The sequence below is a fragment of the Amycolatopsis japonica genome (genome assembly GCF_000732925.1).
GTDB classification, from domain to species: Bacteria; Actinomycetota; Actinomycetes; order Mycobacteriales; family Pseudonocardiaceae; genus Amycolatopsis; species Amycolatopsis japonica.
Map to the genome: position 1 here is coordinate 5,177,996 of NZ_CP008953.1, position 21,931 is coordinate 5,199,926.

The following is a 21,931-nucleotide window of genomic DNA, read 5'->3' on the forward strand; positions in this document are numbered from 1 at the left end:
CGGGAATTACCCACCCCGGAGCGGCTTCACACCCTCATTTCGTCACACCCCGGTTTCGGTTCGCTCAAGCAGTGGCCTCGATGACGCGGGTGAGGGCCTTGTGCAGCGCCTCCAGCTCGGAGACCTCCATGCCGAGCTTCTCCACGACGCGATACGGGATCTTCTCCGCCTCCGCGCGCAACGCGCGACCGGATTCCGTCAGCTCGACGGTGAGCAGCCGCTCGTCCTCGGAACTGCGCCGGCGAGTGACGTAACCGATCGTCTCCAGCCGTTTGAGCAGCGGTGACAGCGTCGCGGGTTCGGCGCGCAGGGCGATGCTCAGGTCCTTGACCGCCTGCGGGCCCCGCTCCCAGAGCGCCAGCATGACGAGGTACTGCGGATGGGTGAGCCCATGGGGTTCCAGCAGCGGACGGTAGATGGCGATGACGCTGCGCGACGCGACCGACAGCGCGAAACACACCTGACGCTCCAAGGCGAGCGGATCCTCGCCCAGATCGATCGACTTCATCTGGCGCCCTCCGAGTTCATGCCGCCGATCCTAGCGGTGACGCTAATATTTAGCGTACTAATGATTAGTGTACTGTGATGGTATCGAAGGAAGGAGTCGCCCGATGCCCCGCAAGCGCCCGGACGTGTTCCGCTGGCTTTGGTACTCACTCGGCGGCAGGCTGCCCGAGCGCTACCACGAGTGGATCCTCCACGACGCGACCACCGGAAGCTGGCGCTGGCGGCACGTCGCCCGCAGCACGGTGATGATCGCCCCGCTCTGCGCGGTGTGGCTGCTCCTGCCCGGCCCGCTCACCCTGCGGCTGGCGATCGTGCTGATGGCCGCGCTCGTGGCGTACTTCTACTCGATGGCCTACATGGAGGAGAGCATCGAGCACCGGCTCGCCAAGAACGGCTTCCCGCCGGGCATCGGGCGCCAGACCCGCGCGGAGGCCGCTGCGGTCGCGGAGGCCGAGGTGACCGAGCGGTACCTCGCGCGGTACCGGGACCAGCCGAACTCCTGACGCTCTTCGGCTCCGCCACCAAAGATGTCGCGAAAGCCACTTTCGGGACATCAGACGTCGCGAAAGTGGCTTTCGCGACACTGAAGAGACGTGGTTCCTGTCCGATCAGGCGGCGCGACGCATACGGGCCTCGGCGGCACGGTACGCGGCCACGAGTTCCGCGGCGACACGCTTGGGCTCCGTTCGCAAGCGACTGGGCAAGGTCTGAAGAACCACGATGCCGGCGGCCGCGTACCTGGCGTCTCTCGCCACCGTCGCGGCGTACTGCTGCTTGCCGAAATGGAAGTCGTACGAATCGATCTCCCAAGCCAGACCCGCCGCCACGAAGTAGCCATCGGCGGTCGCGATGTATTCGCCGTTCTCGTCGCGCAATTCGTGATTCCACAAGGGTTCCGGCAAGCCGGTCAGCCGCCACACCTTCATCGCGTCGACCTCCGCCGCCGACCGTGCTCCGTCGGCGATCCGATGCAGCGCCTCGCGCGGGATCGCCGTGCCGCGGCTGCTCCCGGCGTCGAGTTCGGCGAACAGCTCCGCGAGGCTCACACCCCGCTGCACCGCCTCGGCCAGCAGAGCGGACACCTCTCGCCTCGAGCCGAGCCGACGGCATTCGTCGAGGACCGCCCTGCTCAACGGCGCCAGCGGTACTCCGTCGATCGTGATCGCCTGCGGTAGCCGAGTCGTTCGTTCGATGATCACGTGCCCCGAACTGCCTACCTTGTGTTCGAGTGGCACCAGGAGATGAACGCGGAAAGCGCCGTCCGGCAGCATTTTCAGCCCGTGCCGACGACACGAGGCAGCTCCGGTCACCACGGCATCCGGTCCGGCATACAGCAGGGCCGCCTCGACCAGCTGGCGTCGGGTCGGCTCGCCGGAATTCAGCATCAAGACTCCCGGCAGCAGCCGACGCCACTGCTTTCCCGGACGGCACCGGCGATAACACGTCCTCGACGGAACGCCGAGTTCCGTCAACCGGGCGACGGTGATCACGCCCCCACGGCTGTGCTGGTAGAGCCCCTCGGGATCACGAGCCCAATCTCCGGATTTCACCTCATGATCGTCGGCTCCCCACTCCTCGGTCGCCAGTACCTTTCGCCTGCCCTGTGGACAACTCGCCACACCAGCCCCACTGTGGACAAGTCCTGCGGCGTCGACGACCCCGCGGTGTCGCGAAAGCCACTTTCGCGACGTCTGATGTCCCGAAAGTGGCTTTCGCAACATGGGAGCACCGCGGGAGACCACGGGCAGCCGCCCCCGACCAGGAGCGCGGCTAGAGTGCGCGGTGATGAGACGCAAGCTCCGCCCGCCGCTCCCGCCCCGCCACGGGCTCGATCCCGCGAGGCTCAAGATGCCCGCCGAGGGGCCGTGGACGACATTGCGCGAGCACCTCGTCGAGCGGCTTCCCCGCGTCGCGCCCGAACGGATCGAGGAGATGCTCCGCGAGGAACGCATCGTCGGGCTCGACGGGCCGCTGGGCGTCGATTCGCCGTTCGTGCCGGACTCGTTCATCTGGTTCCATCGCGACCTGCCCGACGAGGTCGAGGTGCCGTTCGAGGTTTCCGTACTGCACCGCGACGAGCATTTCCTCATCGCCGACAAACCGCATTTCCTCGCGACGATCCCGCGTGGACGGCACATCCTGCAGACCGCGCTGGTCCGGCTGCGCCGCGACCTCGACCTCCCGCGGCTCACCCCCGCGCACCGGCTCGACCGGGTCACCGCGGGGCTCATCCTGTTCGTGATCACCCGCGAAGTCCGCGGCAAATACCAGACGATGTTCCGAGACCGCTTGGTGCACAAGGAATACGAGGCGATCGCGCGCCACGATCCTGCCGTCGCCATGCCGCGCGAGATCAGCAGCCGCATCGTCAAGGAACGCGGGGTCATCGCCGCGCAGGAGATCGACGGGCCGCCCAATGCCGAGACCCGCGTCGAGCTGATCGAGCACCGCGACGGTCTCGGCCGCTACCGGCTGATCCCCGCGACCGGCCGCACCCACCAGCTCAGACTGCACATGAGCGGCCTCGGGTTGCCGATTCTCGGCGACGACTTCTACCCGGAGCTGACCGAAACCCCGCTCGACGACTTCACCGAACCCTTGCAGCTGCTGGCGAAGGTCCTCGAGTTCACCGATCCGGTCACCGGGGAACGCCGCCGGTTCGAGAGCAGGCGGACGCTCCAGGCTTGGACGGATCTCGACGCGTGGCGCCGCGGCCCGAGCCTCGTGAGTGGCGAGGACGGTTAGAACCGTCCTCGCCACCACGAGGCGACCCCGGCTCACTTCCGCCAGAACTTGATCCCGCTCCAGGTCACCTTGACCGGCCCGGCGCCGCTGGCCGTCCGGTAGGCGCCGAACTTGTCGTAATAGCTCCCGCCGCTGCTGCTCACGGTCTGCTTCAGCGAACCGTTGATGTACACCTTGTGCGTGCTCCCGACCTGGTGCACGGTGTTGACCCGCACCGACGTCCCGACGGTCGCGCCGCTTCCCAGGGTGTCCCCGCCGTGCACGGCGTAGAGCCGCCCGCCGCGTTCGACCGCGAGCATGAAGTACGGTCCGGCGGTCGGCGCGTCGCGGAAGGTCTGCTTCAGGCTGATCCGGCTGCCCGCCATGCTGGCGATCCGGAACGATCCCTCGAACTGCCGGGTCCCGCCGGTGTAGGTCACGTAGCGGCGTTCCGCCCGTTGGTCCCCGCTTCCGGTGGAGCAGGTCAGCTCGAAGTTCAGCCCGTCGACCTGGCCGCATCCGCGTTCCTGCACGGTGAACGAGGGGTTCTCCGCCGTCCACGGCCCCGTTCCGACCTGGGCGTTCGCCGGCGTCGCCGACGCGATCAGGCCGAGGACGGCCGTCGCGGCCACCCCGGCGGTCCGAAGTCGTCTCCGCATCCTGCCTCCTGCACACTCAGGGCGGCGGTGGTGGTCCAGACCAGGACCAGGCTGCGACTGTACGAGCGCGAACCGTCATCGGACAAGACGTTGACGCTCCGGCGTCCCGCTGATTGGGTAACGACGGTGATCCTCTCCTTGACGGTCCTCGAAGGACTGGCGGCCGGGACGATCGACCTGACCTTCCGGCGCTGGTCGAAACAGAACGTCCGCGCCGGCGACGTCATGCGGCTGGAAGCCGGGGTGATCGAGGTCGTCTCGGTCGAGATCGTCGACCCCGGCCACATCACCGAGGCCGAAGCCCGCCGTTCCGGCGCGGAGTCCGCGAACGCGGTCCGCGGGACACTGCGCGGCCCCGCGGACGCCCCGGTGTACCGGATCCGGCTGCGCTACGTCGGCCCCGATCCCCGGCACGCGCTCAGCGCGGACGCCGAACTGTCCGAAAAGGACGTCGAGGCGATCGGCAAGCGGTTGTCCAAGATGGACAACCGCCGCCCGTGGACGCACGAGACCTTGCGGCTCATCGCCGAAAATCCCGGCCGCCGCGCGCAGGACCTCGCCGACCTCCTCGGCCGCGAGAAGGAACCGTTGAAGATCGACATCCGCAAGCTGAAGAACCTGGGCCTGACACTCAGCCTCGAAGTCGGCTACCGGATCTCCCCTCGCGGCGCGGCTTACCTGCGCCTCACCGAGGATCCCGGTAGAACGCGCTGAGCTCAGGCGCGAGCCGCTCCGGCGCGACACTGTGGAACTCCCCGTCCAGCTCGACCTGCCGCGCCCCTGGGACCATCTTCGCCGCGGCGAGAGCGGCGGCCTTCAGCCAGTCGGTGCTGCCGTTGCTGTTCACCACGAGCACGGGCGTCGCGATCGACGCCAGTTCGCCCGGGACCTTGGAATCCCTCATCACGAAGGCGTCGTAGACGAGCGTGGGCGCGAACGAGCGCAGCTCCGCCCACATCGGCGTCGCCTTGGCCGCGGTGACGGCCTCCGCCGGAGTGCCGACCGCGGACATCGTGAACAGCGCGACGGCGTCGTCCCACCGGTCCGCCGCGACCAGCTCGCGCATCTCGTCGGCGTACCCCTCGGGGACTTCTTCCGTCTCGCCGCGATAAGGCGGCTCGAAGACCGACAGGCGCGCCATCGGCACTCCCGCCGCGGCCGCGAGCAGCGCCAGCGCGCCGCCCGAGGAGATGCCATGCACGATCACCGGCTCACCGAGCGCCGCGACCACCGCGGCCAGGTCCTCGATCTCCCGCTCGACCGCGTACGGCGCGGTGTCGCCGCTGTCACCCCGGCCCCGGCGGTCGTAGGTCACCACGGAGAACTCGGCCGTCAGCTCCGCGACGAGCGGTTCGTCACCGTGCCGGTCGTTGCCCGCGCCCGCGACGACGACCAGCGCCTGCCCCTCGCCGCGTCGTTCGAACGCGATCGGCGTTCCGTCCGCGGACGTCGCTGTGTGGATCATGCGGACCATCGTGCCCGACCCCACCGACAGAATCAGGTCATTTACGCCCAATCGAACACCCGTTCGACAAATGATCGGAACCGGGGTAGGTTCGGTTGCCATGACCCCCGCCCTTCAAGCCTCGCTGTTCGACGAGTGCGCCGCGCTCGGGCTCGGCTCGCTCGACGGGCTCCGGCGCACCGAGCTGACCCGCGGCGCCTGGATCGACGTGCTGCCCGGCTGGCTCTCCGGCGCCGACGAACTGTTCACCCGGCTCGCCGAAGACGTGCCGTGGCAGGCCGAACGACGGCAGATGTACGACCGCGTCGTCGCCGTTCCCCGGCTACTGAGCTACTACCGCGAAGGCATGCCGCTCCCCCACCCGATCCTCACGGAGGCGCGGGAGACACTCACGGCGCACTACGCGGACGAGCTCGGCGAGCCGTTCGTGACCTCCGGTCTGTGTTTCTACCGGGACGGGCGCGACAGTGTCGCCTGGCACGGCGACGACACCGGCCGCTCCCGCACCGAGGACACCATGGTCGCGATCGTCTCGGTCGGCGCCGCCCGGCAGCTGGCGCTGCGCCCGCGTGGCGGAGGCGAGACGGTCCGGCACGCCCTCGGCCACGGCGACCTGATCGTCATGGGCGGCAGCTGCCAGCGCACCTGGGAACACGCCGTCCCCAAGACCGCCAAACCGGTCGGCCCGAGGATCAGCATCCAGTTCCGCCCGAGAGGAGTCGCCTGAAAGATCAGTCCAGCAGCACGGGCAACGCGTCGACGCCGTAGACGATGGAGACCTTCCGGAAGCCGACCTCTTCCGGTTCGACCGCCAGCCGCATCTCCGGGAACCGGCGGATCAGCGCGGGATACGCGGTGCGCAGTTCCATCCTGGCCAGTTCGGCGCCGATGCAGCGGTGGATGCCCCAGCCGAAGGCGAGATGCGACGTCGGCTCGCGGGTCGCGTCGAACTTCTCCATGTCCTCGCCGAGGACGCCGTCGCGGTTCGCGACGCTGAGCGACACCAGCACGATGTCGCCCTTCGCGATCCGGACCCCGGCGATCTCCATGTCCTCCTTGGCGAACCGCGGGAAGGCCATCTGCACCACGGTCAGGTACCGCAGCAGTTCCTCGACGAACTTGTGGACGGCATCGTCGTCGCCGCGGACGGTTTCGAACAGCTCGCGATCCTTGAGCAGCACGAGCGCACCGAGCGCGAGCATGCTCGCCGTGGTCTCCAGCCCGCCGGTGAGCACGCCGTCGGCGAGGCCCGCCAGCTCGCGGTCGTCGATCTCGTCGCCGTGCTCCTTGATGAGCATGCCGAGCAGACCGTCGCCCGGCTTCGCGCGCTGCTTCTTGACGATCTCGTCCAGATAGGACAGTGACTCGGTCATCGCACCGAGTGACGCCCCCGCGCCACCGAAGAGATCGAACCGCGCGGTGCTCAGCCGCTGGAAGTCGTCGCGATCCTCGTACGGGACGCCCAGCAGCTCACAGATCGTCAGCGACGGGATCGGCAGCGCGAAGGCCTCCCACAGATCGACGGGGCCGTCCGCCTTCTCCATCGCGTCGAGCTGCTCGGCGACGATCTCGTCGATCCGCGGCGTCAGGCGCGACAGCCGCCGCATGGTGAACTCCGGCGTGAGCAGCCGCCGCAGCCGGGTGTGCACCGGCGGATCGGCGAACCCGAGCCCGCCGGGGTTCTGGTCCTCGGTCACGCCGGCGTTCCCGACCAGGTTCGTGAAGTCGCTGCTGAACTCGCCGACCTTGCCCAGCACGGCCTTGGCCTCGTCGTAGCCGGTGACCAGCCAGCCGTTCATCCCGAACGGCAGGTCGAGCTTGCTGATCGGCTCCGCCGCGCGGATCCGGCCCAGCTCGGCCACCGGATCGAGACCGTCGCGCTTGAGCGGCAGCAGCGCGTTGTCCGGGATGACCGACATCTTGGACAGGTCGAAACCGTTCTTCTGCTGACGCGCGAGGTAACGGCGGCCGATCCAAGCCAGCACGCGCGAGCGAATGCTCCCCATACCTCGCACCCTACTCCAGCCCGCGACCACCTGACCTGGCACAACAGGCCGCCGTCGCCCGCCGGGACAGGAATTTCGACGGCTGTTCACCCGCCGTCCCACTCGATTGCTCACGTCCAGAAAGTCGGATTTCCCCCGTCAAGGGTTCCCGGCGACCGGGAGACGTCGGTCACCGTCGGTCACGACGGACCGGAGGTAACGCCTGACAGCGGACGCGCGTCGTGAGATTGTCGGACCCTACTGGGAGGATTCGGACATGTCAGCCGCCCTCATCGGACGTGACCATCCCGCGGGGGTGCTCCGCGCGGAGATCGCCCGCGCCACCGAAAGCCACGGCGGGCTGGTGCTGGTCACCGGGGAAGCCGGAATCGGCAAGACCACGCTCGTCACCGGCGCCGCCGAAGAGGCGAAGCGTCTCGGCGCCCTCGTGCTCAACGGGTCCTGCTGGGACTCCGCGAGCGCTCCGGGCTACTGGCCGTGGACACAGGTGGTCCGCGGGCTGCGGCGCGCGGTCGGCGAGCGCTGCTGGGCCGCGATGGCCGACAGCGCGTTGGACGTCCTGCTCGGCGAGGCGCGCGGCGACGGCGCGGCCGACGGGTTCCGCTTGTACGACGCGGTGACGAGTGTGCTGGTGGCCGCTTCCCAGGATCAGCCGGTCGTCGTGGTGCTCGACGATCTGCACTGGGCCGACGCCGCGTCGCTGCGGCTGCTGGAGTTCGCCGCCCAGCACACCTGGTTCGAACGGCTGCTGCTGATCGGCACGTACCGGGATGTCGAGGTCGAAGCGACCGACCATCCGCTTCGCTCCCTCATGCTGCCGTTGCTCGCGAAGGCCACTTCGGTCACTCTCACCGGCCTCGAACCGGACGAGGTCGGCACGCTCATGGCCAGGACGGCGGGCGCGGAGCCCGACGACGCATTGGTCGCCGAGGTCCACCGCCGCACCGGAGGGAATCCGTTCTTCGTCGAGCAGACGGCGCGGCTGTGGCACAGCGGCGGTTCCGCGGAAACCATCGCTCCAGGCGTGGCCGACGCCCTGCAGAGACGGCTTTCCCTGCTCCCCCAGCCGGTCCTCGCCCTCCTGACCACCGCGTCCGTGCTCGGCAGGGAATTCCACCGGCGGCTGCTCGCGGGGGTGGCGTCGGCGCCCGTGCCCCAGGTGGATCGGCTGCTCGACCAGGCCGTCGCGGCGCGACTGGTCGTGGTGCACGGGCAGGGCCGGTTCGCCTTCGCCCACGACCTCGTCCGCGAGACGCTGTACGCGAGCCTGTCCGAAGCGGACCGTCGCAGGCATCACGCCGCGGTCGTCGCGGCGGCCCGCGAGGCGCCGTCGTCGTCGGACCGGCTCTTCCCCGCGGACATGGCCCGCCACGCGCTGCTCGCGGGCCGGGAACTCGATCCGGACAAGGCCGTCGATCTGCTGCTCGCCGCCGCGATCGACGCCACCGGCCGGATGGCGATCGAGGAGACGACCACGCATTACCGGCGGGCGATGGAGATCGTCGACGACCGGAAGCGGCAAGCGGTCATCGCGCTCGAGTTGGGTGCGCATCTGACCCGCCACCAGGAAACCGAGGAGGGCAGGCAAGTCCTCGACGACGTCTCCGTGCTCATCCGCGAACTCGACGACGACGATCTCCTCGCCCGCCTGGCCTTGACCCTGATCCGCGCCGACCACAAGGGCCTGCGGGTCGACGAGACGGTCAAGGTGCTCACCGAAGCGCACGGACGGCTGTGCGGCCGTGAGCCCGGCCGGGACGTCACCGTCGAGGAGATGACGCAGGAACTGACCGCGCACATCATGATCACCGCCCGCGACGACCAGGACGATTCCGCCCTGTTGTTCGGTCTGTGGGCCCGGCACGACGCGATCTGGGGCCCCGGCAGCGCCGCGGAACGCGAGCGGCTCACCGACGAATTGGTCCTCGTCGGCCGCCGCACCTCGAACCCGGAATTGGAGCATTACGCGGCGTCGTTCAAGTGGGTGGCGCTGCTCGAACAGGGCGATCCCCGGTATTTCGAGCAATATCAGGAGTTCCTCGCCCTGGCGGCCACCGGCAGGGCGCCGAGCTCGCAGCTGGCGTCCCGGATCGACCAGAGCATCATCGCCACGCTCCAGGGCCGGTTCTCCGAGGCCGAGGCGTTCATCCAGCAGGTGATCTCGCGCCACGAGGGGGACGAGCATCCGCATTTCGGCGACCTGAACCAGTTGCAGAGGTGGGCCCGGTGGTGCCTGGAGGGGCGGTTCGGCGAGCTCGCCGGGTTGCACCGCGAGATCTCCCGCGGCGGGTACGCCTACAGCCGGTTGCTGGAGGCGATCACCGCGGCCCAGCGCGAGGATGTCGGGGAGGCCGTCCGGCTCACCGATCTCGCGGCCGACGTGAAGCCGTATCCGCGTGACCTGGAAGCGTTGTGGTTGCGCTGTCAGGCGCATACGGCGGCGATCTCACGCGATCCCGAACGGTGTGAAGCGGCCCGCGCGCTCCTTCTGCCGTACAGCGGGGAGTGGCTGGTCTCCCTCTACGGCTGCGAGATCTCCGGCCCGGTCGACCTCTGGCTCGGTAGGCTCGATCTCGCGCAGGAACGGTGGCACGAAGCGGTGGACCGGCTGCGCGGTGCCGTGCTCTCCGCGGATCGCCTCAGGGCGACGGTCTGGGCGACCGAAGCCAAGTCCTGGCTGGCGATCGCCCTCCTCGGCCGCAACCTCGACGGCGACGCGACGGCCGCGACGACCCTGCTGTCCGAAGTGGACGAAGAAGCCACCGCGCTCGGTATGCGGCAGGTCGTGGCCAGGGTGACGCGGGCGCGCGAGGACGCGCGGACCCCGGCGGCGCCGACGGCCGAGTTCCGCCGCGACGAAAGCGTGTGGACCTTGCGCTTCGACGGCGTCACCACCCGCCTTCCGGACTCGAAAGGCTTGCGGGATCTGCATTTCCTGCTCGGCAGGCCGGGCTCGGAGGTGACGGCGGTGCGGTTGCTCGATCCCGAAGGAGGCGAGGTGGTCGTCGCCGCGAAGAGTCTCGGCGGGGACGCCGTCCTCGACGACGAGGCGAAGGCCCGGTACCGCGCGCGGCTGGACGAACTCGACGAACTGATCGACACCGCGACCGGGCTCGGCCAGGACGCGCGCGCCGCCGCGCTGGACCGGGAACGGGACGCGCTGCTCGCCGAGCTGCGGTCCGCGGCCGGGCTCGGCGGCCGCACCCGGCGGCTCGGCGACGAGGCCGAACGCGCCCGCAAGACGGTGACCGCCCGGATCCGGGACACCCTGCGCAAACTCGACGAGCAGCATCCGGCGCTGGCCGCGCACCTGCGCGCGTCGGTCACCACCGGTTCTTCGTGCCGTTACGCGCCCGAGGACAAAGTCCCCTGGCGGTTGTGAGCCGCCAGGGGACCTATCCCCGGTTCACTTGCGGTTGTAGAGCCGCATCGTCAAGGTGCCGAAGACCGCAAGGATGATCGCGCCGGCGACCAGCACCCAGGTGATCTCGCCGCCGTCCCAGTTCCCGTCCATCATCGAGCGGACCGCCGCGACCACGTGGGTCACCGGGTTCACTTCGACGAAGGCCTGCAGCCAGCCCGGCATCGTCTCCGGATTGACGTAGATGTTGCTGAGGAAGGTCAGCGGGAACAGCACCATCATGCTGACGCCCATCACCGACTTCTCGCTGCGCAGCAACAGACCGAACATCGTCCAGATCCACGAGAACGCGAACGAGAACGCCAGCAGCAGGAGGATCGCGGCGGCCACGCCCCCGACTCCCCCGGCGGGACGGAAGCCCATGATCAGCCCGACGCCGAGGATCACCAGCGAGGCGATGAGATAGCGCAGCATGTCGCCGAGCAGATAGCCGACCATCGCCGACGGCCGCCAGATCGGCAGCGTGCGGAACCGGTCGAAGACGCCCTTTTCGATGTCCGTGTTGACCGAAATCCCGGTGTACATGGTGATCATCAGGATGCTGCTCGCCATGATTCCCGGCAGCACGAACTGCAGGTACTGCGTCGGCGAACCGGACAGCGCGCCGCCGAACAGGTACGTGAACATCAGCGTCATCATGATCGGGAACGCCGTGACGTCGAACAACTGCTCGGGCACGTGCTTGATCTTCAGCATCGCGCGCCACCCGAAGGTGATCGATGCCGACAGCGCACTGGGGCGCTGGGGACGGTTCTTCGCGATCAGGACGGCGGCGAGATCCTCCGCCTTCGGTGCCGCGAGAACGGGTTCGTTGTCTTTGACTGCCGTGGTGCTCAAGCTGCACTCTCCTCGGAAACGGTGGTGCGGTCGGTGAGGGCCAGGAAGACCTCGTCGAGGCTCGGCTGGCCGAGGGAGAAGGTGTCGACGACGATGCCGGCGCGGGCGAGTTCGGCCAGTGCGCGCGCGGCGTGCTCGGCGGCACCCTGTTCGGTGCTCTCGCCCGAAAGCCGGGCGGTCAGCGCGACGGGGTCCGCCTCCAGGAGCACCTGCGCCTCCAGGGTGCTGACGAGCAGCGACTCGGCCGCGGGCCGCTGGTCGGCCTCGCGGAGGCGGACGTGGACGGCGCCCGCGCCGACCGACGCCTTCAGCTGCCCCTTGGTGCCTTCGGCGATCACCTTGCCGTGGTCGATGACCGCGATCCGCGAGGCCAGCTGGTCGGCTTCGTCGAGGTACTGCGTGGTCAGCAGGACGGTGGTGCCGTGCTTCACGATCGCTCGCACGATGTCCCAGACCTGGTTGCGGCTGCGGGGATCCAGCCCGGTCGTCGGCTCGTCGAGGAAGAGCACGTCCGGGGTGTTGAGGATGCTCGCGGCGATGTCGATCCGCCGCCGCATCCCGCCGGAGTAGTTCTTCACCTGCCGCCCCGCGGCCTCGGTGAGCCCGAACGCCTCCAGCAGTTCCGCCGCCCGTGCGCGGGCGGCCGGTTTGCGGTGCCCGGTCAGCCTGCCGATCAGGACCAGGTTCTCGGTGCCGGTCAGGTCTTCGTCGACCGAGGCGTACTGCCCGGTCAGGCTCACCATGGACCGGACCGCGTCGGCGTCGCGGACGACGTCCTTGCCGAAGATGCGCGCTTCACCGCCGTCGGGGCGGAGCAGGGTCGCGAGCATCTTCACCGCGGTGGTCTTGCCGGCGCCGTTCGGCCCGAGGACGCCGTACACGGTGCCTGCCGGGACCTTCAGGTCGATCCCGTCGACCGCCCGGTTCTCGCCGAACACCTTGACCAGCCCCGAGGCTTCGATGGCCAGTTCACTCATTTTCCGTTTCCTTTCAGAAGCTTTCAGCAGACGTAGGGGCGGGCGGCACGCGCGTCGCGCAGGGCGAGGCCCCACCAGGCGAGTGCGTCGAGCAGGGTGGTCACGGCCTGCACTTGCCCGTCGGAGTCGAAGAGGGTGCCGTCGAGGAGGTTGAAGGCCACCGTGTCGCGCATGGTCACCGTGTGCAGCTCGGTGAAGATCGTGCGCAGCTGTTCCACGGCGTAGAGCCCCTGCGAGCGGTAGCCGTAGGAGACGAAGCCGACCGGCTTCGCGCGCCACTCGTCGTAGGCGCAGTCGATCGCCTGTTTGAGCGACGCGGGGAAACTGCGGTTGTACTCGGGGGTGACGACGACGAACGCCTCCGCCTCGTCGACCAGCCGCGCGAACCGCTTCATGTCGTGCGTCGGATGCTCCGGCAGCCCGGAGGGCAGGTCGAAGTCGACCAGGTCGAGCACGTCGGTGACGAGGTCTTCCCGGTGTTCCGCCTGGCCGGTGAACCACTTGCCGACGGTGTCCCCCACCCGTCCTTCACGGGTGCTGCCGACGATCACCGCGACCCGCAGCGGACTGACGTCCATGACCGACCTCCTCTCGCCTCACCCCTCAGGCGCGAGAAAGCCGCCGGGCTTCCGCTAGATCGGATCTAGCGGAAGCCCGGCGGCTTCGGTCGGTGATCTCGCTACGCGTCCAGCGCGATCGCGATCGCGCCCAGCAGGGACGCGTCCTGGTCGAATTTCGCCGACACCAGTTCCGGCGGGAACGGCACGGCCCGCGCCAGCCGCTCGCGCAACGCGGGCAGCAGGATGTCGGCCGAGCGCACCAGTCCCCCGCCGACGGCGATGCGCTGCGGGTCGAGCGCGATGGCGAGATTCGCGACGTGCATCGACAGTTCGTCGAGCGCCGCGCCGACGAGTTCCTTCGCCTGCGCGTTCTCCCTGGCGAGGCCGAACAGTTCGCCCGCGGTTACCGGGCGGCCGAGCAGCACACTCGCCCGGCCGCCCAGCCCACGCCCACCGACGGCCTCCTCCAGCGGCGCCGCTCCGCTGGCGAAACCGTCGGTGTCCTGCGGCGAGAGGAGGTTGTACCCGATCTCTCCCGCAGCGCCGTTGGCGCCGGCCAGCAGCCGGCCGCCGACCAGGACCGCCGCGGCGATCCCGGTCCCCAGCGAGAGGAACACCGCCGGATCGGTGTCCGCCAGTGCCCCCCAACGCCATTCCGCGAGCGCCGCCGCCTTGGCGTCGGTGCCCACCTCGATCGGGACGCCTTCGAACTCGGCCGCGACGAGTTCGCGCAGCCGCAGTTCCTCCCAGCCCGGCACGTTCGGCGCGAGCAGGATGCGGTCCTCCAGCACGATGCCCGGGCTGACGACGCCGATCGCGGCGAGCCGGTCAGCGGCGCCTTCGTCGGCGAGCAGTTTCCGCGCCGCGGCGAGCGCGCGGCTCACCACCTGTTCGGCGCCCGCCTGCGCGTCGGTGTCGAGCCTCCGGGTGACCAGCAGGCTCCCGGCTCTGTCCGCCAGCCCGATCGCGACCTTCGTCCCGCCGAAGTCGATCCCCAGGATCAGTTCTTCCCCCGTCACTGCCCGTTCCCCTCTGTCGCCCCCGCGAACGATTCCTGAATCCCCTTGGGCCCGAACGGCCACACGCGCTCCGCCTTCGCGTAGGCGAGGAACGCCGCCACGCCCAGCACGATCCAGCCCACCGAAAGCCCGATCGAGAGCCAGGTGGCGGAGAAGTAGATGTAGACCCAGCCGAGCAGCGCGATGATCGTCGGGATCGGGTAGAGCCATTGGCGGTACGGCCGCTCCAGCTCCGGCCGTCGCCGCCGCAGCACCACGATCGCCGCGACCTGCGCGAGCGACTGGATGAGCACCAGCACCGTCACCGCCGCGTTGATCACCGCGGTCAGGGTGAACAGCGAGCCGATCGCGGCGATGGCGCCCATCGTCAGCACACCGGCGGTCGGCAGGTTCAGTTTCGGGTGCAGTTTGGCGAACACCGGCAGGAACACCTTGTCACGCGCGGCTTCGAACGGGACCCGCGAACCGCCGAGCAGGCCGGCGAACACCGAACCGATCGCGGCGATCACGATGAACACGGTGATGACCTTGGCCGCGCCCGTGCCCCACGCCTGTTCGAGCACGGTGGAGGCGACCGACGTGGCGTTCTTCAGCTCTTCCAGCGGGACCGAGCCGAGAACGCCGAGCTGCAGCAGGAAGTACAGGCTCATGATGCCGAGGATCGACAGGATGATCGAGCGCGGCAGCGTCCGGCCCGGGTCGCGCACCTCGCCGCCGAGGTAGGCGCTGGTGTTGTAGCCGAGGTAGTCGTAGATGGCGATGATCAGGCCCGCGCCGAGCCCGGCCCAGAACGCGCCGCCGTCGAACGAGAACGCGCCCGGCGTGAAGGCGAACGCTTGCGCGCCGTCGAAATGCGTGAAGGCCGCGACGATCACCGAAAGCGCGGCGAACAGCATGATCCCGAACAGGACGGTGGTCAGCTTCCCGATCTCGCCGATCTTGCGGAACAGCGCCAGCACGATCAGGGCGATGACCCCGAGACCGATCACCTTGCCGAGCGTCGTCGTCCCGCCGTCGTCGGCGACACCGGGGATCAGGTACCCGAGGTACTGGACGAGGCCGATGATGCCGGTGGACATGATCAGCGGGATGAACAGCACCGCGCTCCAGGCGAAGAGGAACGGCATGAGCCTGCCGGTGCGGACGCCGAACGCCTCACGCAGGTAGACGTAGGTGCCGCCGGCACCGGGGAGGGCGGCGCCGAGTTCCGCCCAGATGAGGCCGTCGGCCAGCGCGATGACCGCGCCGATGAGCCAGCCGAACATGGCCTGCGGGCCGCCGAGGGTCACCACCATCGCGGGGATGGTGACGAACGGGCCGATGCCGCACATCTGGGTCATGTTGATGGCGGTCGCCTGGAGCGGCCCGATCTTCCGCTCGAGCCCCGGCCGCGGGGATGAACTCAAAACGCGCCTCCCTGTTAGTTAGTAAAGTTTCTTAACATAATTTCGGGCGTGTCGGAAGGCCACGCGGCGAAGTTGTCGCGCACCGGTCCTCCCGGGATTGCCCGAAAGGGCGGAATCGCGGGTAATACGCCCGAATGGACCAGCGCGGGACGTATCAGGGGCTCGTCGTTCCGCGTCCTTACCCAGAAGGACGTCTTTTCCGAGGACGGTGAGGTCCATGAAACGGCTGTTCAGCGTGGCGATGGCGATCGCCACACTCGGGTTCGCGACCGCCTGCGGTGGGACGTCCGCGCCCCGCGACACGGCGCCGGGCGATCTGACGACCGACAGCGGGATCACCACGGAGACGGCCCCGACGGCGTCGTCCGACGCACCGCCGACGGGACCGGGCCCGACGAAGGACTCCCCTCCGCCCGGCGTCGTGCCCGGGAGCCCGATCAGGTACAACAGCGACCTGCTCGGCACCGACCCCGCCACCGCCAAGGACGCCATCGAGCAGAACCTCGAACGTCTTTGCAAGAGCTCCCGGCGATGCGGGGTCTCGGTCGTGGTCGTAGGCGAGGGGAACTGCATCCGCAGTATCGGCCCGAATCCGGTCTACCCCGGCAAGACGATCACGATCCGGGCGAGGGCCTGCGAAACCGAGACCACGGAGGAAAGCTCGGCGCCGCCGAAGTCGGAAAGCTCGCAGCCGACCGAAACCACCGGCGGATGAGCACCCGGCGGCCACTACGCCGGGGGCTGCGCGCCCCCACGCCGCCGGAGTCCGAATCCGCGGCGGGCCCGTCGCACGCGCTCAGGCTGGTCGGCACCGTGCTGGCCAACACGACCCTGCTCACCGCGTTGCTCTACTACTTCGGGCTCGTCTACACGCAGACGTACTTCATCTACTTCCGCGTGCACTACACCCTGCTCGGCCAGACACCGGACGAGATCTTCGGGCGCGGCGTCGACGGAGTGCTCCTGCCCCTGACCGCCGCCGCGGGCGCCGCGTTGGTGTTCCTCGTCCTGACCCGGTTCCTGAAGATCCGCCTCGGCGAGGGTTCCTGGGCCCGGCTGCTGCGGATCTGCTCCCCCGTCGCGGGCGTCCTCGGCCTCGCGCTGCTCGCCGTCACGACCGCGATCGCCCTCGACCCGGAGCCGTTCCGCGACCGGCCCGGCGCGCCGGGGATCGGCTTCGCGATCGGGGTCCTGATGGTGCTGTTCTCCTGGCGTCACTGGACCGCGCACAGAACGGGAAGCACCCGGTCGAGCGTCGCGGAACTGGTGACCGGCTACGTCCTGGTGAGCATCGGCCTCTTCTGGGCGGTCGGCGACTACTCGGGAGCCGTCGGCACGAGCCGCGCCTTCGAGGCCTCCGGGGTGATCGCGACCAGACCGGCCGCGACCCTGTACAGCGCGGAAAGCCTCAACCTCACCGCGAACGGTGTCCTGCAGGTGAAATGCGCCGACCCCGAATCGGCCTACAAGTACCGGTACACCGGGCTGAAGCTGCTGCTCCAGTCCAGCGGCCAGTACGTCTTCCTCCCGGCGAACTGGCGGGCCTCGACCGGTGTCGCGTTCGTGATTCCGAAAACCGACAAGCTGCGCCTGGAATTCGGCCCGCCACGCTCGGCGCCGCCGCCCGGCTGCTGACGTGCGTCAGCCCAGGTGGCGCGTCAGCCACTCGGCGACCGTGTCGTCCACCAGTTTCGCGATCGGCAGCTGCGGCGCGGGCTCGATGCCCGGTTCTTCGGCCAGCGGATGGGCGAGACCTGCCACCCTGGCCAACTGGACGTCGTCCGGCCGGGCGTACCGCTCGCGCAGCGCGGCGACCAGGTCGTCGGCGTCGGTGCGCAACGACGGATGGTCGTCCTCGCCGCTGACGAGCATCAGCGGAACTTGCGTTTCCCGCGCCGATATTTCACCCGATCGTGCGACGAAGTCGAGCTGATCCGCGGCCTGTTCCGCCTCGTCGTTCCACGGATACGGCCGGCCCAGCAGGCCTTCCACCAAGCCGACCACCGAGCGCGCCCGCACGGCCGGGTTGATCAGGGCCGCCGCGCGGACCGGGATCTCCCGTGTGGCCAGGATCGTCAGCGCCACCGCACCACCGAGCGACCCGCCGACGACCGCCGTGCGGGAGGTGTCGAAGCCGAAACGTTCGCGCAGTTCGGCCAGCGCGGCGGGGAATTCCAACGCCGCCTGGCGGACGAACGGGTCGACGTAGGCGAGCATCGCGTCGCGCCGGGCCCGTTCGACCACGGCGTCCATGCCGCCGTCGACCATTCTCGCGCCGCACAACGGCATTCCGAGATACACCCGCCATGCCGGCACCCCGGCCAGCGGCAACGCGGCCGCGAACGCCGCGTCGGAGCGGGGCGCGTCGATCATGTGCCAGGCGACCACCACCGGCGCGGGTCCGCTGACCTCGGCAGATGGCGGCAAGACGGTGAACGGCACCCCAGCGGCCGTGCCCGTGACCGGTTCTCCCACCGCGATCCTTCCTCGTGTGCTGTCGATCTCCACGATATCCAGGACGCGGCGGAGACGGACCTCGTTCCGCCACAAGCGAAACAGTATGCCCGCGACGTCACCCCGACGCGCCGCGGAGGTGGTTGTGACCCGGCGGCGGCGGCCGAATAGTGTTGCGGCCCGGCCCTTTGGAGGTGAACCGCCCGTGCCCGACGTCGACTATTACGAGGTGCTCGGCGTGGGCAAGGCCGCCTCGGTCAACGAGATCAAGACCGCGTACCGGCGGCTGGCGAAGTCGCATCACCCGGACACCGGCGGATCCGCCCTCACGTTCCAGCTGGTCCGCGAGGCCTACGACACGCTGAGCGATCCGATGCGGCGCGCGGGCTACGACGCGGGCGGGCGCTCGGTGCGCGCCCCGATCCGGCCGCGGCCGCGGCGCCGCTTCGGCGAAGAACCGGGCTACGAGCCCGAGCCGGTCGTGATCGATCCGGACGACCTCGAATGGTGGGAATTCGCGGCACAGGACGAGCGCGTGCGCCACGGCCGCCGTCGCGGCCCCGGGCACACCCCCGTGGTGGCGGCGGTCGGCGGGATGGTGCTGGTCCTGCTGCCGGTGCTGACCGGCGTCGGCTTCTCGGCCCCCACGCTGATCGTCTGGCTGATCCTGACCGCCGGCACCGCCCTGCTGGTGCAACGGCTCGCGCGCGGTTATCTGGCCGCCTCTCGCGCCAAGAACCGGTTCGCCGCCGAGTTCGGCGGGAAACGCGTGTTCGGCACTCCCGGCGTCGAGTCCGACGAGCTCGCCGAGCGCCTCACCGCCGACATGCTCGAGCGCTACCTGACCCGGCTGCCCGGCGCGCGGATCTTCCACGGCCTCTCGTGGCCGGACTCGGTGTTCGCCGACGTCGACCACGCGGTGCTGTGCGGGAAGCGGCTCGTGCTCGTGGAATCGAAGCTGTGGCTGCCGGGGCACTACGAAACCGGGGACGACGACCGCCTGCTGCGCAACGGGCGCGCCTTCCGCGGCGGCGGGAGCAGACTGACCGAAAGCCTCGCCGAATTCCGGCGGGTCCTGCCCGGCGTCACGCTGCGCGGGGCGATGGTCGTGTACCCGAGCCGGACCGGTGAGATCACCACGGATCCCGACGATCCCTCCCCCGCGCCGCCGATGACGCCGGAGCAGTTCCTGCACGAGATCGGCGGCTGGCTGGCGGCGGAGCCGTCCACTGTGGACACGGCGACTATGCGGGTCGTGCGGGACCGAGTGGTCGGCACCGTCTAGCCCCCTCCGCATTTCGTCCTCTGAATGCGTACGCGCGTGAAGGCCCCCTTCCCTCGGCTCAGCAGAGGGAAGGGGGCCTTCACGCGCAATACGAGGAACTACCGGCCCGAGCGCTCCTTCTTGGCGCGCGCCGACCGGGTGCAGACCTCACCGACGTCGACCGTCTGGCCGCGGTCGATGTAGACGTCCGCCAGCCCGACGAGCTTGCCCTTCGGCGACGTACAGGTCAGCTGGTACGCCTCCTTGGGACCGTAGGTCGGCGGGATCGGCGACTGGAACGACACACCGCCGGTCCAATCGTCCACAGTGGACGGGGTCGCCTGCGAGTAGTTGACCAGCACGGCCCGGTAGTCCCCGGCGGGCGGGTCGTACAGGATCGCGTGCTCTTCGGTGGTCCCGCCGTTCGCCGACGACGACACCATGTTGCCCGCGGCGTCGAAGACGTACAGGTCCCAGTCGGTGTCCTGGCTGGCCCACTTGACGTCGACGCTGAACTTCCCGTTGTCGACCTTGGGGAGCCCGTCCACGTGGAAGGTGAAGCTCTCCGAAGCCGGGTCGGTCGGGTAGTTCGTGTTGATCGCCGGGACCCCGGGCGGGTTGGCGACCTGGATCGCCGCCTGCGCCGGTCCCTGCGGTTCGCGGCCGTAGCGGCCCGCGACGTAGGGACGGGTCGACGGGTTGATCGACCACGCGAACCGGCCACCGGTCGACGACAGCGACGAGTTCAGGTCGTCGGTCACGTAGATCGGCGGCTTCGTCGAGCCGTCCGGCTGCACCACCGGGGAGGTCGGCGTCTGGAAGGTCTTGTGCAGCTTCAGCTGGTAGCCCTTCGGCGCCGTGCCGATCAGTGTCGAGTGCGCAGCCGGGTCGGCGGCGTTGGCCATCATGTCGATGAAGGCCGCACGGTTACCGCCCTTGCCGGCACCGGCCGCGGGAGCGACGCCGGTGTATTCGGCGACGACACCGGTCTCGAACGGCGGGTGGAACTCCGTGTTGCCGATCTCGAAGGTGAAGCCCCAGCCACCGGTTGCCCAGTACGACCAGTCCTCGGTCGAGCCGGTCGTGTCGTAGAGCGCCCACGACGGCTGGCTGGTGTATCCGTTGCGCGAGGCCAGTTTGTCGCCGAGCGCCTTGTACGCCGGCTCGTCGAGCGGCGGGCGGACGGCGGCGACACCCGGGACACGCAGCACCAGGTTCGAGAAGGTGTGCAGCGTGATCAGGTTGGTCACCTGGCGGTTCGACACGATCGAGCGGATGTTCTGCGTCTCGGGCTCGGAGAACGGGCCGGAGCCGCGGAACGTGTCGCTGCGCCAGAGGGTCGACGCGCCGGCGCCGCCCCAGAAGCCCGCGTAGTTGCGGTTCGGGTCGGTGCCGCGTTCACGGCCGCCGGGGTTGGCCTTGCAGACGCCGGTCGCGAACTCCTTGGGCGAGTCGTTGACGTTGCAGTTCTTACGCTTCATCTCGTAGTCGAAACGCGAGAAGTCGCCCTTGGGCTCGGCCTCACGAGAGATTTCGAAGCCGTCGGGGTTGACGATCGGCACGATGATGTTGCGCGTCCGGCCGACCAGACCGCGGATCTCGGGGTTGTTGCCGGTGTAGCCCTTGACCAGTTCGTGGGCCCATTCCATGGCGTGCTCGCCCGCCGGCCACTCACGGGCGTGGTGCACGCCCATGGTGAAGTTGACGGGTTTGCCGTCGGCGATGTTCTTGACGTCGGTCGCGATCTCGAGGCCGACGACGTCACGGCCTTCCCAGGTCGGCTGCGGCAACGTGAACGCCGTGGCGATCTTGGGATTCTTGCGGGCCAGTTCCTTGACCTCGAACTGGTAGTCGTAGAGGTGCCGGTAGCTCGTGCGCCCGGAGGGCAGGGTGGAGCCCGGCGTCTTCGCGGCGTACTCGCGGTCGGTCTTGGCGTTCTGAATCGACCGCGCCGAAAGGTCGCCGTCGACCACCTTCGCTTTGAAGCCGTTGTCCGCCAGCGTCTTGCGGTCGGCGTCGTTGGCGAGGACGACCTCGACGCCGGTGGCGTCGGCCTTCTCCGTGACGTCCAGCCCGAGCCGGAGGAGTTTGTCCTTGTCCTGCTTGGCGGGCGTCTCGACCCGGACCAGTTCGGCGCGCTGCGGCGCGGGCGCGGCGCCGGTCGGGGTCCCCTGCGGCGTGAGCGCGAGGAAGTCGACCCCCAGTACCGCGTCGCGTGTCCGGCCGTCGTACCGGCAGGTCTGCACGACCAGTTTCTGGTCCTTCTTCACGAAGCCTTCGGCGAGCTCGTGGCTGCGCAACGCGGCGGACGCGGCGACCACGGCGCCGGTGGCCTTGTCGAAGACCGCGAGGTCCCAGTCTCCCTCGGTGCCGCCGCGCGGCGCCAGGCGCGCCTGCAGCAGACCGTCTACTGTGGACGTGAACTCGCGCCGATCGGTGCCGGACGTACCCGGCTTCTGCAGCGCGGCGAAACAGGAACGCGGCACGGCCTGGTCGGCCCGCACCACGTTGTCCGCGGCCCCCGCCGTCGTGGCCGACGGAAGTGCCACGAAGGCCCCGGCGAGTACCAGGGTCGCCGCGGTCCATCCCGCTCTTCGCCGGTTTGGTGAATACCCCACAGACTGACCTCCTT

General features: G+C 69.4%; 20 protein-coding genes. 8 read left to right on the forward strand and 12 right to left on the reverse strand.

Annotation, left to right across the window (positions count from 1 at the left end; translation table 11 throughout):
* Positions 1-64 precede the first annotated feature (64 nt).
* Entirely contained in the window at positions 65-508 is a 444-nt protein-coding gene (locus AJAP_RS23820; RefSeq protein ID WP_038515333.1) for a MarR family winged helix-turn-helix transcriptional regulator, read from the reverse strand.
* 103 nt (positions 509-611) lie between these two features.
* Between AJAP_RS23820 and AJAP_RS23825 the strand changes: the two genes are divergently transcribed.
* Complete coding sequence (locus AJAP_RS23825) at positions 612-1,010, forward strand: DUF5313 domain-containing protein (RefSeq protein WP_038515336.1); 399 nt, start codon at positions 612-614, stop codon at positions 1,008-1,010.
* A gap of 105 nt (positions 1,011-1,115) precedes the next feature.
* Here the strand turns inward: AJAP_RS23825 and AJAP_RS44275 are convergent, their stop codons facing one another.
* Positions 1,116-2,057 carry a hypothetical protein gene (locus tag AJAP_RS44275; RefSeq protein ID WP_051972573.1) on the reverse strand — a complete coding sequence of 314 codons (942 nt, stop codon included), beginning with the start codon at positions 2,055-2,057 and terminating at the stop codon, positions 1,116-1,118.
* A gap of 235 nt (positions 2,058-2,292) precedes the next feature.
* On the opposite strand from AJAP_RS44275, the gene AJAP_RS23835 reads away from it, so the two are divergent.
* Positions 2,293-3,252, forward strand: a complete 960-nt coding sequence (locus AJAP_RS23835; protein ID WP_038515340.1) for a pseudouridine synthase — start codon at positions 2,293-2,295, stop codon at positions 3,250-3,252.
* A 32-nt stretch (positions 3,253-3,284) separates the two neighbouring features.
* On the opposite strand, the gene AJAP_RS23840 is transcribed toward AJAP_RS23835, so the two are convergent.
* Entirely contained in the window at positions 3,285-3,890 is a 606-nt protein-coding gene (locus tag AJAP_RS23840) for a LamG domain-containing protein (RefSeq protein ID WP_038515342.1), read from the reverse strand.
* A gap of 126 nt (positions 3,891-4,016) precedes the next feature.
* On the opposite strand from AJAP_RS23840, the gene AJAP_RS23845 reads away from it, so the two are divergent.
* Positions 4,017-4,604: a hypothetical protein gene (locus AJAP_RS23845; protein WP_038515344.1), complete on the forward strand. Its 588-nt coding sequence runs from the start codon at positions 4,017-4,019 to the stop codon at positions 4,602-4,604.
* Here AJAP_RS23845 and AJAP_RS23850 read toward each other — a convergent pair.
* Positions 4,576-5,355 (reverse strand): alpha/beta fold hydrolase, encoded by a 780-nt coding sequence (locus AJAP_RS23850; protein WP_038523754.1) that lies wholly within the window; start codon positions 5,353-5,355, stop codon positions 4,576-4,578. The genes AJAP_RS23845 and AJAP_RS23850 overlap by 29 nt on opposite strands.
* A 100-nt stretch (positions 5,356-5,455) precedes the next feature.
* Here AJAP_RS23850 and AJAP_RS23855 point away from each other — a divergent pair, with 100 nt between their 5' ends.
* Positions 5,456-6,082, forward strand: a complete 627-nt coding sequence (locus AJAP_RS23855) for an alpha-ketoglutarate-dependent dioxygenase AlkB (RefSeq protein ID WP_038515345.1) — start codon at positions 5,456-5,458, stop codon at positions 6,080-6,082.
* A 4-nt stretch (positions 6,083-6,086) separates the two neighbouring features.
* Here the strand turns inward: AJAP_RS23855 and AJAP_RS23860 are convergent, their stop codons facing one another.
* Positions 6,087-7,361 carry a cytochrome P450 gene (locus tag AJAP_RS23860; RefSeq protein WP_038515347.1) on the reverse strand — a complete coding sequence of 425 codons (1,275 nt, stop codon included), beginning with the start codon at positions 7,359-7,361 and terminating at the stop codon, positions 6,087-6,089.
* Positions 7,362-7,617: 256 nt separating this feature from the next.
* Here AJAP_RS23860 and AJAP_RS23865 point away from each other — a divergent pair, with 256 nt between their 5' ends.
* Positions 7,618-10,743 carry an ATP-binding protein gene (locus AJAP_RS23865; protein WP_051972575.1) on the forward strand — a complete coding sequence of 1,042 codons (3,126 nt, stop codon included), beginning with the start codon at positions 7,618-7,620 and terminating at the stop codon, positions 10,741-10,743.
* A 24-nt stretch (positions 10,744-10,767) separates the two neighbouring features.
* Here the strand turns inward: AJAP_RS23865 and AJAP_RS23870 are convergent, their stop codons facing one another.
* From AJAP_RS23870 to AJAP_RS23890, 5 genes are all read right to left on the reverse strand, one after another.
* A complete protein-coding gene (locus tag AJAP_RS23870) occupies positions 10,768-11,619 on the reverse strand; it encodes an ABC transporter permease (RefSeq protein WP_038515348.1) in 852 nt (283 codons plus the stop codon).
* Entirely contained in the window at positions 11,616-12,596 is a 981-nt protein-coding gene (locus AJAP_RS23875; protein WP_038515350.1) for a daunorubicin resistance protein DrrA family ABC transporter ATP-binding protein, read from the reverse strand. The genes AJAP_RS23870 and AJAP_RS23875 overlap by 4 nt, the downstream gene beginning before the upstream one ends.
* A gap of 23 nt (positions 12,597-12,619) precedes the next feature.
* Entirely contained in the window at positions 12,620-13,174 is a 555-nt protein-coding gene (locus tag AJAP_RS23880) for an NADPH-dependent FMN reductase (protein ID WP_038515352.1), read from the reverse strand.
* 101 nt (positions 13,175-13,275) lie between these two features.
* On the reverse strand, positions 13,276-14,175 hold the full coding sequence (locus AJAP_RS23885; RefSeq protein WP_038515353.1) for an ROK family protein: 900 nt from the start codon (positions 14,173-14,175) through the stop codon (positions 13,276-13,278).
* On the reverse strand, positions 14,172-15,581 hold the full coding sequence (locus AJAP_RS23890) for an APC family permease (protein ID WP_038515355.1): 1,410 nt from the start codon (positions 15,579-15,581) through the stop codon (positions 14,172-14,174). Before AJAP_RS23890 ends, AJAP_RS23885 begins: the two co-directional genes overlap by 4 nt.
* Before the next feature lie 217 nt (positions 15,582-15,798).
* On the opposite strand from AJAP_RS23890, the gene AJAP_RS23895 reads away from it, so the two are divergent.
* Both AJAP_RS23895 and AJAP_RS23900 read left to right on the forward strand, forming a co-directional pair.
* Entirely contained in the window at positions 15,799-16,296 is a 498-nt protein-coding gene (locus AJAP_RS23895; RefSeq protein WP_038515356.1) for a hypothetical protein, read from the forward strand.
* Positions 16,293-17,216 (forward strand): hypothetical protein, encoded by a 924-nt coding sequence (locus AJAP_RS23900; protein ID WP_038515358.1) that lies wholly within the window; start codon positions 16,293-16,295, stop codon positions 17,214-17,216. Before AJAP_RS23895 ends, AJAP_RS23900 begins: the two co-directional genes overlap by 4 nt.
* 6 nt (positions 17,217-17,222) lie before the next feature.
* Here AJAP_RS23900 and AJAP_RS23905 read toward each other — a convergent pair whose 3' ends face one another.
* Positions 17,223-18,056 carry an alpha/beta hydrolase family protein gene (locus AJAP_RS23905; RefSeq protein WP_228694573.1) on the reverse strand — a complete coding sequence of 278 codons (834 nt, stop codon included), beginning with the start codon at positions 18,054-18,056 and terminating at the stop codon, positions 17,223-17,225.
* A 184-nt stretch (positions 18,057-18,240) separates the two neighbouring features.
* Between AJAP_RS23905 and AJAP_RS23910 the strand changes: the two genes are divergently transcribed.
* Positions 18,241-19,320: a J domain-containing protein gene (locus tag AJAP_RS23910; RefSeq protein WP_038515361.1), complete on the forward strand. Its 1,080-nt coding sequence runs from the start codon at positions 18,241-18,243 to the stop codon at positions 19,318-19,320.
* 98 nt (positions 19,321-19,418) lie between these two features.
* On the opposite strand, the gene AJAP_RS23915 is transcribed toward AJAP_RS23910, so the two are convergent.
* Positions 19,419-21,917, reverse strand: coding sequence for a M14 family zinc carboxypeptidase (locus AJAP_RS23915; RefSeq protein WP_051972576.1), 2,499 nt, complete (start codon positions 21,915-21,917; stop codon positions 19,419-19,421).
* Positions 21,918-21,931: the final 14 nt, after the last annotated feature.

Coding starts and splice junctions, on each gene's coding strand:
- AJAP_RS23875 (WP_038515350.1), bottom strand. CDS start 12,596: ATGAGTGAACTGGCCATCGAAGCCTCGGGGCTGGTCAAGGTGTTCGGC.
- AJAP_RS23820 (WP_038515333.1), bottom strand. CDS start 508: ATGAAGTCGATCGATCTGGGCGAGGATCCGCTCGCCTTGGAGCGTCAG.
- AJAP_RS23835 (WP_038515340.1), top strand. CDS start 2,293: ATGAGACGCAAGCTCCGCCCGCCGCTCCCGCCCCGCCACGGGCTCGAT.
- AJAP_RS23855 (WP_038515345.1), top strand. CDS start 5,456: ATGACCCCCGCCCTTCAAGCCTCGCTGTTCGACGAGTGCGCCGCGCTC.
- AJAP_RS23865 (WP_051972575.1), top strand. CDS start 7,618: ATGTCAGCCGCCCTCATCGGACGTGACCATCCCGCGGGGGTGCTCCGC.
- AJAP_RS23895 (WP_038515356.1), top strand. CDS start 15,799: ATGAAACGGCTGTTCAGCGTGGCGATGGCGATCGCCACACTCGGGTTC.
- AJAP_RS23860 (WP_038515347.1), bottom strand. CDS start 7,361: ATGGGGAGCATTCGCTCGCGCGTGCTGGCTTGGATCGGCCGCCGTTAC.
- AJAP_RS23880 (WP_038515352.1), bottom strand. CDS start 13,174: ATGGACGTCAGTCCGCTGCGGGTCGCGGTGATCGTCGGCAGCACCCGT.
- AJAP_RS23850 (WP_038523754.1), bottom strand. CDS start 5,355: ATGATCCACACAGCGACGTCCGCGGACGGAACGCCGATCGCGTTCGAA.
- AJAP_RS23840 (WP_038515342.1), bottom strand. CDS start 3,890: ATGCGGAGACGACTTCGGACCGCCGGGGTGGCCGCGACGGCCGTCCTC.
- AJAP_RS23900 (WP_038515358.1), top strand. CDS start 16,293: ATGAGCACCCGGCGGCCACTACGCCGGGGGCTGCGCGCCCCCACGCCG.
- AJAP_RS23825 (WP_038515336.1), top strand. CDS start 612: ATGCCCCGCAAGCGCCCGGACGTGTTCCGCTGGCTTTGGTACTCACTC.